We start from the raw sequence: 17122 nt of genomic DNA, 5'->3' as shown, positions 1-17122 counted from the left end.
GATCGGCAATCCGAAAGGGGCTTCACAACCTTTCTCAGAATCCACCCGCTAAACCGCAAGCGCATGCTCCAGCAGCACTTCCAGTGGGTGACGCAGCTGCTTGTCGGCCATGCGCTTGACCTGGCTGCGGCAAGAGTACCCTGTCGCCAGCGCCTCACCCTGCTTATCCAGCTTACCGGCCCATGACTGCTCGAAGATGATTCGTGAGGTGTCCTGATTGCGTGCTTCGTGGCCGTAGGTACCCGACATGCCACAGCAGCCGGTCGCCTCAATCACCAGCTTGAGCCCAAACCGGGAAAACAGTTTTTCCCACTGTGAAGTACTGGCCGGGACATTGGTCTTTTCGGTGCAGTGCGCCAGCAAACGAAACGTCTGCGCAACAGGCTGCGGCTTTTCCGGCAGCGCATCAAACAGCCACTCCTGCGGCAGCAAGACCTTCGGGCAATCATTGAGCCCCGGTACTTTCAGGTATTCCTGGCGGTAGACCAGCGTCATGGCCGGGTCCAGACCCACCAGCGGCACGCCACAGTCTGCGAGGGCGTTGAGCTGATGGGCGTTGCGAATCGCTGCCTTGGCGAATGCACCGAGGAAGCCATGTACATGCAAGGGTTTGCCATTGACACTGAAAGGCGCCAGGAATACGCGGTAGCCCAACCTGTGCGCCAACTGGATGAAGGACGCCAGTAAGGGGGTCTCGAAGTAGCGGGTGAACGCGTCCTGCACCAGCACCACGCTGCGTGAACGTTGTTGCGGGGTCAACTCACGCAGCGCCGCGACACTGGCGACGCCCACCTTGCATCCGGCCAACGTGGCTTGCAGGTTGTAGCGGCTGATCAGTGGGCTGTCGAGCATGCCGACATGGCGTTCGAGCACGCGACTTATCCATTTCGAGCCCATCACTGCGTTGTACAGTCTCGGTGCGTACGCCACGTACGGCAGGGTGAACTCCAGCGAGCCGATCAGGTAGTCGCGAACCGGGCGCTGGTAGCGACCGTGATACAACTGCAGAAAACGCGAACGGAATTCCGGCACGTTGACCTTGACCGGACACTGTCCCGCACAGGATTTACACGCCAGGCAACCCGCCATCGCGTCGTAGACTTCATGGGAAAAATCCTCCTCGCCGCGTGAACGCGCAAAATTGTTGCGCAATCGCTTCGGCAACCCGCGCAGCCACGACCATTGGCCTGCGACCGCTTCCAGCACATCAATATTGGCAGCACCTTGCAGACGCAACCACTCGCGAATCAAGGATGCCCTGCCCTTCGGCGAATGCTGGCGTTCACGGGTGGCTTTCCACGACGGGCACATCGCATCGTCGGGATCGTAGTTGTAGCAAGCGCCGTTACCGTTGCAGTGCACGGCGCTGCCGAAGTTTTGCCAGACGCGCTCATCGATTTGCCGATCAAGATCGCCGCGCAGCGTCACTTCGTTGACCTTGAGCAAGCCTTGGGCGGCATCCGGCGGGGCGCAGATCTTGCCGGGGTTGAGCTGATTGTGGGGATCGAACGCGCCCTTGAGCGATTGCAGCGCCGGGTACAGTTCACCGAAAAATTCCGGGACATATTCGGACCGCAAACCCTTGCCGTGTTCGCCCCACAGCAAGCCGCCATAGCGCCGTGTCAGTTCGGCCACGGCATCGGAAATCGGCTTGACCAACGCGGCCTGAGCCGGGTCTTTCATGTCCAGCGCCGGGCGCACGTGCAACACACCGGCATCGACATGACCGAACATGCCGTAGGCCAGGCCGTGGCTGTCCAGCAGTGCGCGGAACTCAGTGATGTAGTCGGCCAACCGCTCCGGCGGCACCGCGGTGTCCTCAACGAAAGGCTGCGGGCGAATTTCGCCTTCGACGTTGCCCAGCAGCCCGACTGACCGTTTACGCATGGCGTAGACGCGTGTCACCGCTTCGGCCCCTTCGGCCAGCGTGTGCCCCAGTCGCTCGATGCTCGTGTCAGCCTGCAGATGCACCACGAACGCCGCCACGCGAGCGTTGACTTGCGCGGCGTCTTCCCCGCTGAATTCCACCAGATTGATGCCCAGTGTCGGGCGCTCGGCATCAGCGGGAAAATACTCGGCGACGCTGTGCCAGACGATGTCTTTCATCGCCAGCATCAGCACTTTGGAGTCCACGGTTTCGATGGACAGGGGCTTGTGCGCCAGCAACGCGTTGGCATCGCGCAGCGCGTCCATGAAGCTGCTGTAACGCACGTTCACCAACACCGAATACTTGGGGATCGGCAGTACGTTGAGCTTGGCCTCGACGATGTAGCCCAGCGAACCCTCCGCACCGCACAACACGCTATTGAGGTTGAAACGCCCCTGCTCATCGCGCAGGTGGGCCAGGTCGTAACCGGTCAGGCAGCGGTTGAGCTTGGGGAACACTGCCTCGATCAGCTCGGCCTGGGTTTCCTGGATCTGCCGCGCGGTACGGTACACCTCGCCGGTGCGACCGGGTTGCGCGCAGGCCGCATCAAGCTGCGCGTCGGTCAGCGGCTGGCTGTGCAGGCGCTCGCCACCGAGCAATACGCTATGCAGTTCCAGCACATGATCGCGGGTCTTGCCATAGGTACAACTGCCCTGCCCGCTGGCGTCCGTGTTGATCATGCCGCCAACGGTGGCCCGGTTGGAGGTCGACAGCTCCGGGGCGAAGAACAGCCCATGGGGCTTGAGCGCGGCATTGAGCTGATCCTTGACCACGCCCGCCTGCACCCGCACCCAACGCTCGGCGACGTTGATTTCGAGGATGGTGTTCATGTGTCGCGACAAGTCGACCACGATGCCGTCGGTCAATGACTGGCCATTGGTACCGGTGCCGCCGCCCCGCGGGGTCAGCTTGATCTGGCGAAAGCGCTGCTCGGCCATCAAGGTGGCGATGCGCACTATGTCGTCTGCGTCTTGGGGGAATACCGCTGCTTGCGGCAGGCGCTGGTAAATCGAGTTGTCGGTCGCCAGCACGGTCCGGGTGGCGTAGTCAGTGCTGAGCTGACCGCGAAAGCCGCTGGCCCGCAGGGCTTGAAGAAATTCCGGGTACTGTGCCGCGGGTGCAACGGTAGGCAGCTGGGCGATCATCGCAGGATGGTCTCTTGTCGGTCGAATCACGGAAAAATCAAAACACTTGTCGCCCGGGCATTAATCGGTCAGCCTCAGGTTGTCAGCGCGCCAATGATCCTGCAGGTTCTGGTGCCGGACAAACGGATAATCCTGCCGCTATCGATGACTTTTACGAATGAATTACCGCCACCTCACCCCTTCCATGTCGTTGCTGCTGGCATTTGAAGCCGCCGCTCGCCATGAAAGCTACACACGCGCCGCGGTGGAACTGTCCCTGACCCAAAGCGCGGTCAGCCGACAGGTCCAGGCGCTGGAGCAGCAACTGGGCCTGACGCTGTTTCGCCGGGAAGGCCGGCAGGTGCAGTTGACCGATGTCGGCCGCCTTTATCAGCGGGAATTGAGCGAAGCGCTCGGACGCATCCGCAGTGCCACGTTACAAGCCATGGCTTATCAGTCGGGCAGCGGAACCTTGCGCCTGGCCACCTTGCCAACGTTCGGCTCGAAGTGGTTATTGCCACGCCTTCACGACTTCTACAAAACCCATCCCGGCATGCTGGTGCACATCAATTCCCGGATCGACACCATCGACTTCGAGACCAGCGGCATCGATGCCGCGATCGTCGTCGGCAACGCCGACATGCCGGGCCTGATCAGCCATCGCCTGCACACCGAAGAATTGATGGTGATCATGTCTGCACAAGCGGCGGCGGCCCATGACACCTGGACACCGGAGCGCATAGGCACACAGACGCTGCTCAACGTCGCGAATAACGCCAACGTCTGGGGCGAGTGGTTCAGCCACCACGGCCTGCCCCATCGGATGATGCGGCTGGGGCCGAGTTTCGAACTCACCTCGCACTTGATCCAGGCCGTGAGGGCCGGCATCGGCATCGGCCTGGTACCGCGTATCCTGGTGGCCGATGAACTGGCCAACGCAGAGCTGATCAGCCTCGGCCAGCCCTTCGCCAGTCAGCGCAGTTACTACCTGACGTATCCGCCACGTAACGAAAGGCTGCCATCGCTCATCGCGTTCCGTGCCTGGTTGCTGGAACAGATCTGACCGATGCCGCTGATCTGAGGCTCCTACAGGGCCCTGCGCTGAATCTGTGGGAGCGAGCCTGCTCGCGAAGAACGTATGGGCGACGCAGACACGCGTTTTCATAGACGACCAATCTGCGCAATTACCGCCCCAGGAACGCGTAGCCAAAACCCACAACCTTGGCGTCCTCGCCGTAGCCGCCCAGGAACGAAACACCCACCGGCAGATTGCCCTTGATGGTGCCTGCCGGGACCGTGATCTCGGGAAACCCGGTGGCGGAGGCAATGTACGACGAGGCGTAGGTATCACCGGCGTTGCACAGGTAACTGTCATCGGTCACGCCGCGAACTACCGAGGCCGGGCAATTGATTGTCGCAAAGAACAGACTGTCCACTTGGTTCTTCTTCATGATGTCCATCAGTTGCGCGCGCAACTGCGGGATCTTTCTGGAGAGGATGGAGATGTACTGCGGCGAATCGATGCTGGTGGTGTTCGATACCGCTTCCAGTCCGGCCAGGCGCGCCGGGTTCATGCCATGCGCTGCGTTGTCAGCCTGATTCTTTTTCGCCAGATCAAGGAACCGGGCAAGCGTTCGCGGTTGACCCGGGTTGAGGGTGGCCAGGTATCGTTCGAATTGGGGTTTAAATTCGCTCTCTCCCACCAGGCCAAGCACATCGCTCCAAAGGGTTTCAAATGCCTTAGGCAGCTCGATGGAGACGACATGCGACCCACGCTTGCCAAGGGTTTCCTGTGCGCTCTTAAAACCGCGTCCACCTCCAGGTTGGCGCCTTTGAAGTTGGTGATCACCCCTATGGTCTTGCCTTGAAGCGAGGAACGGCTCAGGGCTGGCTCAAACTGTATGGTCTCGGCGGCAAGGTCGAGGGTCGCCGGGTGGCTTTTGTCCTGTCCCTTGATCGCATCCAGCACGATGGCCTGATCCAGCACGCTGTTGGTAATGACGCCACCGGTATCGAACGTCAGCGAGAGCGGAATAATGCCGCTGCGACTGATCAGCCCCAGCGAAGGTCGAAAGCCCACCGTACCGGTGACGCTGGCAGGCGCGCGGATCGATCCGCTGGTATCCGACCCCAGCGCAAAGGGTGCGAACGCCGCTGCTACCGAAGCGGCAGAGCCGCTGCTGGAGCCAGAAGCATCGCGCCGGGTATTTCTTGGATTGAGCGTCTGGCCGCCAAACGAGCTGTAGCCGAACCAGCCGAAAGACGCGGCCAGTTCCGACAGGTTGGCTTTGCCGAGCAGAATCGCCTGTCCATCGATCAGCTTCTTGACGGTGAAGGCATCCTGGCTCGGCACCGATGAACGCAATACGTAGGCCCCACCGGAGGTGACCAAGCCGGAGGTGTCAAAGTTGTCCTTCACCACGAACGGAATGCCGGCCAGCGGTATTCAGCTGGCCTGAACAATCAAGATGAAACCGAGTGGCCTCAACGCAACGACGCAATCACTAGATCAACTTGTTTTTCTCCAGGAATTCCCTGGACACACTCTCGATTGACTCACGACCGACATCGACCCGGGAGTTCAGTCCGGCAATCGAGTCGTCGTCCAGTTTGGAAGAGAGCGCGTTGAGCAATTCACCAATCTTCGGATTCTCTTTGAAGACTTCGGTACGAATCACCGGCGTCAATGCGTAGCTGGGGAAAAACCCTTTATCGTCCTTGAGTACGACAAAGCCAAATGCCGGAATCCGCCCGTCAGTCGACAGCACCAACGCCACGTTCACCTGACCATCCCTGAGTGCCTGGTAGGTCAGGCCTCCGTCCATGCGTACGACGTTTTTGCGCTCGAACTCAAACTGGTACATGTCCTGGAGAGGACGCAGGCCATCGGAGCGTGAAAAGAACTCAGCGTTGGAAGCGAATTTATAGGTTTTGCCTTCGCCGACGTTTTTCGCCAGGTCGCTGATCGAAACGATGCCCTCCTTCTCGGCCTCGTCCTTGCGCATGGCAAACGCGCAGGTATTGTTGGCTTTCGATGGGTTCAATCAGGTAATGCCTTTCTCTGCGTCTAGGGCGCTGATCTTCTTGTATGTTTGCTCGGCATCAAGTTTATCCGTCACCTTGTTGTAAATGACCAGGGAGGTCCCGGTGCACTCCCAATACACATCGACCTGACCGTTCTCTTGTGCCGCGCGCAATACGGACGACCCCAGGTCCGGACGTTTATCGACGCTGTATCCATTGGCGCGTAGTAATTGAGTGGTCATTTCCGCCACCAGTTGCTGCTCCGTAAACTTCTTGCCGCCGACCACAATGGTGCTGTTGGCAGAAGCAGTCCCCATGGAACCTGAAACAAGGCCAAGCGTTAAGATCAGACTGGTTAGCATGCGATGAATCATGATGCACCTCGTATTATTGGCTTTTATCCTGGGTCTTCTAATCATTCGCGCCCGGCCAACCTCAAGCCCCGCGACACCGAGACGGTCTGGACCAGACCGCACGCCAGATAGACGGCGATGGCGAGCGCCGTGCGAATGCCGGCGAAAATCACGTTCATCGCATTCGGGATCTCGACTATCCACAGGGTTTCCCGTGGCGTCATGCCCATGGCCTCGGCCGCTTCGATCAAATGCGCCGGCACCGCGCGCAAGCCTTCATAGGTGTTGACCGCCACCGGCAACAAGGTCGCGACAAACAATCCGATGATGGCGGCGCCGCTGCTTCCGTCGATTCGCCCTTCCGGCATTGGGCCTGGCCACGCTGGCGGTGCTGAGCCTGCAATTCAACGGCTTTGCGCAACGTTTCAGCCTTGATGTTTCACGACTGAAAGCCATGTCCCTGCAGAAGCCGAGCGAGATCCGCAAGGGCTGCCACGTGACCAATGCGCTGTACAAAACAGAACCCGATGACACCTGTCGCCTGGGAGCTGAAAAGGAACAACTGGACGGCATCATGATCGGTGATTAGTTTGCCAATCACTTCACCGGCATGGTCGATCTGCTGGCCAAGCCGGATAACCTCTCGATCGTGGACTACACCATGGACTCGTGTCCGCCGATCATCGGCTACACCGTCGACATGTCCGCGACCTAGGCCAAGCATTGTGCAAAAAGGTGAAGTTCCCCCAGGTGCACTTTATCGACCCCAATCAAGTGATTTGTACGGCAGGCGTGTGCAGCCCGATGATCAAGGGTCAGTTGCTGTACCTGGATGATTTGCACCTGAATGAAGTGGGATCGCGCTTTATCGGTCGCACGTTACTGGACCGAGGCAATTCGTTGCTGCACGACCCGGTGGCTGACCCAAGTAATGCCGTGACGAAGCTTGATGCCTCCGTTCACCTATAGGAAAACGTCGACGGGCCGCGTTTACATCCTCAGGACCCGATAGCAACCACGCACCGTGACTGATCCCGCATGGCCCGCTGCCGGGAGTTGAGGATAGATCGCCCAGTGTCCTGGTGGACCTCCGAGGACTGGGTCATCACGTACTCTTCAGCATGGCTATACTCCAAAAACGCTTTGCACCAGACCTCAAAAAGTCGCTCCGTGGTGTTGTTCCCGTCGTCTCAGCGCCGTTGATCTCAACCGCTCCGCTTTTGGGCCAGGGGCGGCCACATCTGCCCGTCAGGTGCCCGGCAAGGGCTGCAGTCAATGCAGCATAAGGAAAACGGACAACGGGAGGTAGAGTCATGAACATGCTGCTGGCTCGGAACCAGAGTGGCGATGACGTAGCGGAACTTCGCAAGAAACTGGCCAAGGCACTGGCCGACGACGAGCAAGGATTCCCCGGACTTGCAAGTGGAAGTGATTTCGACGCATTGACGGAATCGGCGGTCCGTCACTGGCAATCAGGCATCGGCATCGTAGCGGACGGAGTGGTCGGTCCTTACTGCCAAAGCCTGCTGGGTCTGCGCGAACTCAAGACGCTGGCCATGGCGCTCAGCGTGGATGTGGTAAAGCTCCTGTTCCCCGCCACCAAAGCTTCAAACATTCAGCGCTACCTTCCCTATGTCGCTGCGGCCCTGGCAGCGGCCGACCTGACGGACCGTCCGATGATACTGGCTGCGTTGGGCACCATTCGCGCCGAGACCGAAGGCTTTGTGCCCATTTCGGAGTTTCCCTCGAAGTTCAATACCAGCCCGGGCATGGCGCCGTTCAGCGCCTACGACGGCAGAAAGGACCTGGGCAACACCGTACCCGGTGACGGCGCAAACTTCCGCGGCCGTGGCTTCGTACAACTGACCGGGCGCCACAACTATCACGTCTATTCAGAGAAGATTGGCCTGGATATCGAAGCGCAACCGGACCTTGCCAATGCTCCCGAAGTGGCGGCCGTCCTCCTGGCGCGATTCCTTGGCGACCGGGCGTCCAAAATTCGTACCGCCCTGGCCAGTGACAACTACCGCGCGGCTCGCAAGGAGGTCAACGGCGGCTCCCACGGCCTGGACCGCTTCAGCGATGTCTTCAGACTTGCAGCGCTGATACCGCAGCCGACTCGCGCCCGTCAGGTCAAGGGCGCGGCGGCGAAAAAGGCTGCAGCGAAGCCAATGCCAGTCGCGCGTCAGCTCAATGCCAGCAAGGACCCGGTGGACCTGCGTGACCGCGCCTATATGCCACCCCCTTCAAACCTGCCCGATGCTTGTCCCAGTGACGATAAGTTCAAGGAATATCTGCCGCTCTATACCCAATCGGGGTTGATCCTCGACCAGGGCCGGGAAGGTGCCTGCACCGGTTTCGGGCTGGCTTGCGTGATTAACTACCTGCGCTGGTGCAAGAACGGCAACGGTGAATTTCCGGAGTCGGTCAGCCCGCGGATGCTTTACAACTTCGCGCGACGCTACGACGAGTACGACGGCGAGAACTACGAAGGTTCCAGTTGCCGTGGCGCCCTGAAGGGCTGGCACCACCACGGCGTGTGCCCGGAGTCCGACTGGCCCTACGATGACCAGGACACCCTGCCGCCGAAGTTCGGTTATGCAACCCGTGCAACCGACAACACATTGGGCATCTACTATCGGATCGACATCGGCTCCATCACCGATCTGCAGGCTGCCATCTGCCAGGTCGGTGCGATCTATGTGTCCGCTTTCACTCACGACGGCTGGAACAACGTGGCAAAACCCAAGGGCAAGCTCAACGGACATGGTGCCCTGCCGGCCATTCCGTTCGACGGCAGGCCGTCGCAGAGCGGCGGCCACGCCTTCGCTCTGGTCGGTTTCAATGCCAACGGCTTCATCGTGCAGAACTCCTGGGGTACCGACTGGGGCGGAGGCGGTTTTGCCCTGCTGAGCTATGCCGACTGGCTCGCCAATGCCATGGACGCCTGGGTTGCAGCCCTGGGCGTACCAGGGGTGATGCTCGGTCAGCTGGCCTCAGGCCGCGGTACGGCAATCGCTGCGGCCGCTGTCGACAGCTCCCGGTGGTGGGATGAACCCAAGGCCTATGAGCACAGCGTGATCTTCGGCAACAACGGACGTATCGATCGCCACCTCACCCAGGACGAACTGAACCGTTCACTGCTGCACCAGGCCTGCGGGCTGCCGGACCAGTGGTTCCGATCCCAGCCGGGCAAGACCAAGCGCCTGGTGCTCTACACCCACGGCGGACTGAACGACCAGGCCGCCGCCATCGAGCGCGCGAGGGCGATGGGACGCTACTTCCTGGGCAACGACTGCTATCCGCTGTTCATCGTCTGGAAGACCGGTGTACTCGAATCCATCACGAACATCATCACCGACATGTTCCAACGCGAACCACCCCGTGCCGGCGGTTTGCGCGAGGCGCTACAGGACGGCGCCGACATCCTCCTCGAGCGGGGAATCGGCCGCCCCTTCGCCCGTCCGATCTGGAGCGAGATGAAAGAAAACGCCGAGTTCGCCAACCTGCCCACCCGTGGCGGCGACAAACTGGTGACGGCCCTGCAGAACCTGGCCAGGACCTGGGGCGACGACCTGGAAATCCACCTGGTGGGACATTCGGCCGGCGCGATCTTCCTTGGCCATGTCATCGACCTGTTGGCCGCACGCGGCCTCGAAACGAACGTCCGCTCGCTGCACCTCTACGCGCCAGCCTGCACGGTGCAGTTTGCCAATCGCCACTTCGCTCCCCATGAAACGCTGATGCAGAACCTTTACCTGGACATCCTTTCCGATCGCAATGAGCGTGACGACAGCATCGGCCCCTACGGCAAGTCACTGCTCTATCTGGTGTCCAACGCGCTGGAAGGCGACCTGCGCATACCGATCCTTGGCCAGGCCAACGTGCTCGACCCCGAATACAAGGGCTGGGACGGTTCCTCCAGCACCGGCGAAGCACTGGGCAAATGGCGCCAGGCCGTCCAGTCGGCGGGCCTGGCCAAGCGCAAGCAAATCGACATCCTCGACGCAGGCACGGTGTTCAGCTTCCGATCGGACAGCCCCGACAACCGCCCCGATGTCACCATCAAGGCGACCCACGGCTGCTTCGACAATAGCGTGGATGTGGTGAGCCGGACGCTCAAGCGCATCACCGGAACCGAGCCGAAGCTGGCACTCAAGTTGCCGGTGGATGATCTGCGGGGCTTCTGACGGAAAGCCTGGTTCTCAAGACGCAAATCGTCAGTGAAAGGGGGTAGAACCCGTGGAGTCCGGTAGCGAAGTTCGGCCTGGCATCGCAACTAAGCTCACTTCGTTCACCGGACAACCATGCACCATGCTTTTGTCTACCCGTCAGCTTAACCGTTAGCCTAATCGGAGATCATGATTCGCGCGATACAAGCGCAAGCAGCAACAACTGCCCCTCCGCTTGAGCTTTGGCTCTCTCACTCATGCAAGCAATGAGATCTGACCCAGCGTAGCGAAGAAGCCCGATGCCCCTGGCTTCGGAACGCCTTGCCCGCCTCAAGAACGATTGCGGGTTTGAAACGAGCGCAACACAGCTCGCATACGCTAACCTGACGCTTGGACTCGACGGCTCAGCCCTCACACATCAGATCAAGGCCTTGCACACTATGATCATCTCTTCTGCATCGGACTACCGCGAAGCGGCACGCCGCAAACTCCCCCGTTTTTTGTTCGACTACATCGACGGAGGCGCTTATGCAGAGCATACGTTGAGGGCCAACAGCGCCGACTTGAGTGACGTCAGCCTGCGCCAGCGCATCCTGAAAAATGTCGAAAGCCTGAGCCTGGACACCACCCTCTTCAACCAAAAACTGGCGATGCCCATCGTGCTGGCGCCGGTAGGGCTGACCGGCATGTTCGCCCGCCGTGGCGAGGTGCAGGCGGTCAAGGCGGCGCAAAACAAAGGCATCCCGTTGTGCCTGTCGACCGTGTCGGTGTGTTCGATCGAGGAAGTCACGGCGAACACGCAACAACCGATCTGGTTTCAGCTGTACGTGTTGAAAGATCGCGGCTTCATGCGCAACGCACTGGAACGTGCGCAAGCCGCCGGGGTGCAGAACCTGGTGTTCACGGTCGACATGCCCACGCCCGGCGCCCGGTACAGGGATGCCCACTCGGGCATGTCGGGTCCGTTCGCCTCGTCGCGTCGCGTGCTCCAGGCCATGACCCGCCCCGACTGGGCCTTCAACGTCGGCGTGATGGGGCGTCCACACGACCTGGGCAATATCTCCAAATACCTGGGCAAAGCCGTCACGCTTGAGGACTACATGGGCTGGCTGGCCAACAATTTCGACCCGTCGATCAGCTGGAGCGATCTGGAATGGATTCGTGAATTCTGGAAAGGCCCGATGATCATCAAGGGCATTCTCGATCCCCAGGATGCCCGCGATGCGGTGAGTTTCGGTGCTGACGGGATTGTCGTTTCGAACCATGGCGGCCGACAGCTCGACGGTGTGCTCTCCACCGCCAACGCCTTGCCACCGATCATGCAGGCGATAGGCAACGATCTGAGCGTGCTGGTCGACTCGGGCATCCGCTCGGGGCTGGATGTGGTGCGCATGTTGGCCCTGGGGGCGAAAGGAGTTTTGCTGGGACGTTCAATGGCCTACGCGCTGGCTGCCGACGGGCAACGCGGGGTGGAGAACATGCTGGATATTTTTGCCAAGGAGATGCGTGTGGCGATGACGCTGACCGGGGTGACGTCCATTGAGCAAATTGATGAGTCGATTCTGGTGCGATCCCTGCGGGCGTGAGCAAACCGACATTCACCACAGAGGCAATTGATCCATGCGCATCGCCTTACTCTCCGATATCCACTTGTCCGTCAACGCCATACCCTTTCCCGACGTGGATGCCGATATCGTCGTGCTTGCCGGGGACATTGCCCGACCGGCCAGGGCTATTGAGTGGGCCAGAACCTGCCCGGTTCCGATCCTGTACGTGGCCGGCAATCATGAGTTCTATGGCAGTGACCTGATCTCGACCTACGAACAGCTGAACAGCTTGTCCCAAGGCACAGGGATACAGGTTCTGGAGCGCTCGGAATATGTCCACGACGGCGTGCGTTTCCTGGGCTGCACACTGTGGTCGGACTACCGTCTATTCGACGATGCGCAGGCTCGGAGCCAGAGTATCGATCTGGCGACGCAGCTCATTCGCGACTTCAGCCATATCAAAGTTTCGCCGGACTTTCCGGACCTGTTCACCCCGGCGGTTTCCCAACTGATTTTTCTGCAGACCGTCGCCTGGCTGGACGACTGCTTCGCCCGGGACAGTACAACGCCCACAGTGGTGATCTCTCATTTCGCACCGACCCGGTCGAGCATCAGCCCGATGTTTGCCAGTTCGCCGATCAACCCGAGTTTCGTTTCGGACCTCGAAGAACGGATCAGAAAATGGCAGCCGGCGCTGTGGTTGCATGGGCATACCCATGGCAGTTTTGACTATCGGGTGGCCAATACCCGCGTGGTGTGCAACCCCCGGGGCTATGCGAAAAATGGTGTAAACGAGAATCCCGCATTCGACGATGCATTGGTGATTGAGCTGGGTCCATCGCTCACCTGAAAAAATGACTCGGCGTCGTGCCGAACTGCTTTTTGAACATGGTGGTAAACGCGCTGGGGCTGTCGTAGCCCAAGGCGCCCGCCACGTCGATGATCTTCTCGCCGACCGCAATCCGTTCCAAGGCCAGAAGCAACCGCGCCTGTTGACGCCACTGGCCGAAGGTCATGCCGGTGTCCTTGTGAAACAGGCGCTGGATGGTCTTCGCATCCAGGTTCAGCCGAGCGCTCCAGTCCGCCAGCGTCGATCCATCCCCCGGGTCCTGTTGCAGGGCCGAACAGATCGCCTGGATTCGTTCATCCGCCGGTTGCGGCAGGTGCAGGGGCAAGGTCGGCAGGAGGGTGAGTTCGTCCACGATCAAACGCATGATCCTGGCTTCGCGCGAATCCTCGTCCATAGGTGCCGCGATGGTCACGGAGGTCTTGATCAGCTCGCTCAGCAGCGCGGAAATGCTCACGGCACGGGTTTCGTCTGGCAGCTCGGGAAATTGATCCGGCCGCACGAAGATACTGCTCATCTTCAACGCGCCGACGCAGCGAATCGAGTGCACGTGCCCGCTGGGCATCCAGATCCCTCGGCTCGGTGGAACCGTCCATTGGCTCAGCCCCGAATGCACGACCATCACGCCCTCGATGGCGTAGATCAACTGGTGCTTGGCGTGGCTGTGAGGTTCGATGATCCAGTCTTCCGGGTAGTCCGTCGCACTGGTGCAGACCGCCCAGGCGACTTCGTCCATTTCGACCAGAAATGTTTCCAGCGATTTGACCATGATGCCTCTTTTGCGAAAGTAGCCGCCCGAATTGCGCGAGACAGGCAATTTCGCGAAATCTAGCATAGCGCCAGGTTTACGCAATGCCCTTCTTTTCCAGCCTGGATGATGTGCGATGTCCTCAATGACAACCCCTTCCGCCACCGCCTCGGTGGCCAGCCAGACCAGCCCCCTGGTCATGCGCGTGATCGGTGCCTGCGCGTTGGCGCACCTGATCAATGACCTGATTCAGGCCGTGTTGCCTTCGATCTACCCGATGCTCAAGGCCAACTACGGCCTGACCTTCACCCAGGTAGGCCTGATCACATTGACCTTCCAGCTCACCGCTTCGCTGCTGCAACCCTGGGTCGGTTACCACACCGACCGGCACCCCAAACCCTGGCTGCTGCCCGCCGGGATGGTCTGCACCCTGATCGGCATCCTGATGCTGGCCTTTGTCGGCAGCTTCCCGGCGATTCTTGTGGCCTCGGCGCTGGTGGGCATTGGTTCCTCGACCTTTCACCCGGAAACCTCACGGGTGGCGCGTCTGGCCTCGGGCGGTCGCTTCGGCCTGGCACAGTCGACCTTCCAGGTCGGCGGCAACGCCGGCAGCGCCTTCGGCCCCTTGCTGGCGGCAGCGATCATCATTCCTTACGGTCAGGGGAATGTGGCCTGGTTCGGCCTCTTCGCAGTGTTCGCCATCCTGATCCTGTTTGGCCTCAGTCGCTGGTATCGCAGTCACCTGAACCTGTTCAAGCTCAAGCAAGGCAGCAAAGCCACCCATGGCCTTTCGAAGCAACGGGTGACCTTTGCCCTGGCGGTGCTGGCGCTGCTGGTGTTCTCCAAGTACTTCTACATGGCCAGCTTCACCAGCTACTTCACCTTCTACCTGATCGAAAAATTCGACCTGTCAGTCGCCAGCTCTCAGCTGTACCTGTTCCTGTTTCTCGGTTCTGTCGCCGCGGGTACGTTCTTCGGCGGCCCCATCGGCGACAGGATCGGACGCAAGAAGGTGATCTGGTTTTCCATTCTCGGCGCCGCCCCCTTCACCCTGGCCCTGCCCTACGTCGACCTGTTCTGGACCGGTGTGCTGAGCATGGTCATCGGCTTCATCCTCGCCTCGGCGTTCTCCGCCATCGTGGTCTTCGCCCAGGAACTGGTACCGGGCAACGTCGGCATGATCGCCGGCGTCTTCTTCGGGCTGATGTTCGGCTTTGGCGGTATTGGCGCTGCGTTGCTGGGGCATTTGGCGGATATTCATGGCATTGAGTATGTGTATGCGCTTTGTTCATATCTGCCGTTGTTGGGGGTTTTGACGATTTTGTTGCCTTCTACCAAGGGGGGTTGAGCAGATGACTGTGGGAGCGAGCAGGCTCGCTCCCACAAGGGGATTGGCTACAGCCGCACGACCGGCGCCCTGCCCGGTTTTTCGTTTCTGCGCCCCATTCGCATTTTTGTGCGACAAATCCCACTTCAGGGGCTCCCGCATGCCCTCTTCGTTTGCTAGTTTGCAAACGTTTCTGATTAAACGATCAGATATTTCTCACAAACCGCCTGCAAAGGAATGCCCCCAACAATGGATTTTTCACTCAAGCACCTGGCTGCGGCCACCCTGATGCTCGCCAGCCTGTCGTCGTTCACCACCGCTGCGCACGCCAACATCACCCCGCAGCAGAGCGCGATCATCCTCAAGACCTTCAGCGATGCGTCGGTCACGGATTTCAGGCAGTTCCTGCAGAGCCTGGCCAAGAGCGACGTTGCCAAAACCGGCGACATCGGCCCGGCCATCAGTGCCTTCCTCGACAACAAGACGCTTTCCCCCGAGCAACAAAACGAAATCCATCGCCTGCTGGGTCTTTATGCGCGAGTGAAATACGGCAGCGCCGCCACCGAGACCCTGCGCGAGCTGGTGGCCATCCCGACGTTCCGCGTGGACGGCGTTGCCCAACACGAAAACCCCGAGTTCATCAAGATCGCCGACAAGATCAAGGGCCTTGCCCAGGCGTTTAACCTGAACTTCCGCAACATCGACAACCGCGTCTATGAAATTTCCCTCGAAGGCGCTGGCGATGAAGTGGTCGGCATTCACGCCCATGCCGATGTGGTGCCTGTAACGCCGGAGAACTGGGTGCTGCAGGACGGCACCAAACTTGATCCATTCAAAGTCACCCTGGTCGGCGACCGCCTGTATGGCCGGGGCACCGAGGATGACAAGAACGGCATCGTCGTTTCGCTCTACGCCATGAAGATCATTAAGGAAGAAAAGCTGCCGCTGGCCCGGAACTTCAAGCTGCTGGTCGACACCACCGAGGAAACCACGGGCGATGCCATCCCGTACTACTTCGAACGCAACCCGATCCCCAACTACAACCTGGCGCTGGACGGCGGCTACCCGGTGGTGATCGCCGAGAAAGGCTACGGCACCGTCATGGCCAGCTTTGCCCGGAGTACCGCGCAAGGCCAGGGCGCAGAACTCATCTCGATGACCGGCGGCCTGGCCACCAACCAGATTCCGTCGACTTCGGTCGTCACCCTGGTGACTGACAAGCCCGCCGAACTGGCCGCCAGCCTGCAAAAGGCCGGTGCCGATTACGCCAAGCGCAATGGCGGCAACTTCACCGTAGACGCCAAGGTCGACGGCAAGGACGTCAAACTGACGGTCACCGGCGTTTCCGCCCATTCCTCCGAGCCCGAGTCCGGCGTCAACCCGGTGGCCAGGATGCTGGACTTCATCAATAGCCTCGACGGCAAGGTCGCACTCAAGCAGAACGCGATCACTGACGCCGCCCGCTACGCCGCCGACAACTGGGGGCTGGATTACCTGGGAGGCAAACTGGGCGTCGGTTTTTCCGATGAGTTCATGGGCCCGCTGACCACCTCCCTGACTTATGTCGGGATGGATGACAAAGCCTTCAAACTCGCGGTCAACCTGCGCGTGCCGAAGGGCAAGTCGCCGGAAACGCTCAAATCGCAAATCGCCGCAAAGCTGGACGCCTGGAGCAAGAAAACTCACATCGCGCCGACCTTCGACTACTCGATCGCCGAACCGATGTACCGCAACCCCGAGGGTGAATGGGTCAAAGCCCTGCTCGCCGTGGCCAGCGAAAACCTCGGCATGGAACACAAGTTCGGCACCTCCGCCGGCGCCACGTCGGTGCATGAACTGCCCAACGGCGTGCAATTCGGCCTGGCCATGCCCGACGTCAAATACACCGGCCACAACGACAACGAGTTCAAGACCACCGAGCAGTTCCTGCTGGACCTGCAGATCGTGACCGAGATGATGGGACGCATCGGGCAGTTGCCGAAACTCTGATCCCCTTCGGACCCGCCGTTCTGGCGGGTCCACTGGTTTGTGCCTATCACGGTATAAGTACGGA

The 17122-nt window shown here is 60.2% G+C and carries 11 protein-coding genes and 2 pseudogenes; 8 read left to right on the top strand and 5 right to left on the bottom strand.

Translation table 11 applies throughout. From position 1 onward, the window contains the following. Window positions 1–48: 48 nt before the first annotated feature. Window positions 49–3072, bottom strand: a complete 3024-nt coding sequence (locus tag FFS64_RS26190; protein ID WP_137807705.1) for an FAD-binding and (Fe-S)-binding domain-containing protein — start codon at window positions 3070–3072, stop codon at window positions 49–51. A 157-nt stretch (window positions 3073–3229) separates the two neighbouring features. Between FFS64_RS26190 and FFS64_RS26185 the strand changes: the two genes are divergently transcribed. Then, window positions 3230–4114 (top strand): LysR substrate-binding domain-containing protein, encoded by an 885-nt coding sequence (locus FFS64_RS26185; protein WP_137807704.1) that lies wholly within the window; start codon window positions 3230–3232, stop codon window positions 4112–4114. Window positions 4115–4235: 121 nt separating this feature from the next. On the opposite strand, the pseudogene FFS64_RS26180 reads toward FFS64_RS26185, so the two are convergent. From FFS64_RS26180 to FFS64_RS26170, 3 genes and pseudogenes are all read right to left on the bottom strand, one after another. Next, window positions 4236–5470 (bottom strand): annotated as a pseudogene (locus FFS64_RS26180) (amidase family protein). A gap of 85 nt (window positions 5471–5555) precedes the next feature. Next, window positions 5556–6392, bottom strand: a pseudogene (locus FFS64_RS26175) (glycine betaine ABC transporter substrate-binding protein). A gap of 98 nt (window positions 6393–6490) precedes the next feature. After that, window positions 6491–6796, bottom strand: a complete 306-nt coding sequence (locus FFS64_RS26170; RefSeq protein ID WP_256660540.1) for an ABC transporter permease subunit — start codon at window positions 6794–6796, stop codon at window positions 6491–6493. On the opposite strand from FFS64_RS26170, the gene FFS64_RS31865 reads away from it, so the two are divergent. From FFS64_RS31865 to FFS64_RS26150, 5 genes are all read left to right on the top strand, one after another. Beyond that, a complete protein-coding gene (locus FFS64_RS31865) occupies window positions 6796–7017 on the top strand; it encodes a hypothetical protein (RefSeq protein WP_256660539.1) in 222 nt (73 codons plus the stop codon). The genes FFS64_RS26170 and FFS64_RS31865 overlap by 1 nt on opposite strands. 146 nt (window positions 7018–7163) lie before the next feature. Beyond that, window positions 7164–7397 (top strand): SGNH hydrolase domain-containing protein, encoded by a 234-nt coding sequence (locus tag FFS64_RS31860; protein ID WP_256660538.1) that lies wholly within the window; start codon window positions 7164–7166, stop codon window positions 7395–7397. A gap of 344 nt (window positions 7398–7741) precedes the next feature. Beyond that, on the top strand, window positions 7742–10618 hold the full coding sequence (locus FFS64_RS26160; protein WP_137807703.1) for a C1 family peptidase: 2877 nt from the start codon (window positions 7742–7744) through the stop codon (window positions 10616–10618). A 422-nt stretch (window positions 10619–11040) separates the two neighbouring features. Continuing rightward, window positions 11041–12186 (top strand): FMN-dependent L-lactate dehydrogenase LldD, encoded by a 1146-nt coding sequence (gene lldD, locus FFS64_RS26155; RefSeq protein ID WP_137807702.1) that lies wholly within the window; start codon window positions 11041–11043, stop codon window positions 12184–12186. 34 nt (window positions 12187–12220) lie between these two features. After that, complete coding sequence (locus tag FFS64_RS26150) at window positions 12221–12997, top strand: metallophosphoesterase (protein WP_137807701.1); 777 nt, start codon at window positions 12221–12223, stop codon at window positions 12995–12997. On the opposite strand, the gene FFS64_RS26145 is transcribed toward FFS64_RS26150, so the two are convergent. Continuing rightward, window positions 12990–13763, bottom strand: coding sequence for a helix-turn-helix domain-containing protein (locus FFS64_RS26145; protein ID WP_137807700.1), 774 nt, complete (start codon window positions 13761–13763; stop codon window positions 12990–12992). The genes FFS64_RS26150 and FFS64_RS26145 overlap by 8 nt on opposite strands. 115 nt (window positions 13764–13878) lie before the next feature. Here FFS64_RS26145 and FFS64_RS26140 point away from each other — a divergent pair, with 115 nt between their 5' ends. Both FFS64_RS26140 and FFS64_RS26135 read left to right on the top strand, forming a co-directional pair. Next, window positions 13879–15090 (top strand): MFS transporter, encoded by a 1212-nt coding sequence (locus tag FFS64_RS26140; protein ID WP_137807699.1) that lies wholly within the window; start codon window positions 13879–13881, stop codon window positions 15088–15090. Window positions 15091–15318: 228 nt separating this feature from the next. After that, window positions 15319–17058: a dipeptidase gene (locus FFS64_RS26135; protein ID WP_137807698.1), complete on the top strand. Its 1740-nt coding sequence runs from the start codon at window positions 15319–15321 to the stop codon at window positions 17056–17058. Window positions 17059–17122: the final 64 nt, after the last annotated feature.

This window comes from Pseudomonas sp. G(2018), from assembly GCF_005502415.1.
Lineage (GTDB): Bacteria > Pseudomonadota > Gammaproteobacteria > Pseudomonadales > Pseudomonadaceae > Aquipseudomonas.
The sequence above is the reverse complement of the archived record's forward strand: the minus strand, read 5'-3'. Positions and strand labels throughout refer to the sequence as shown.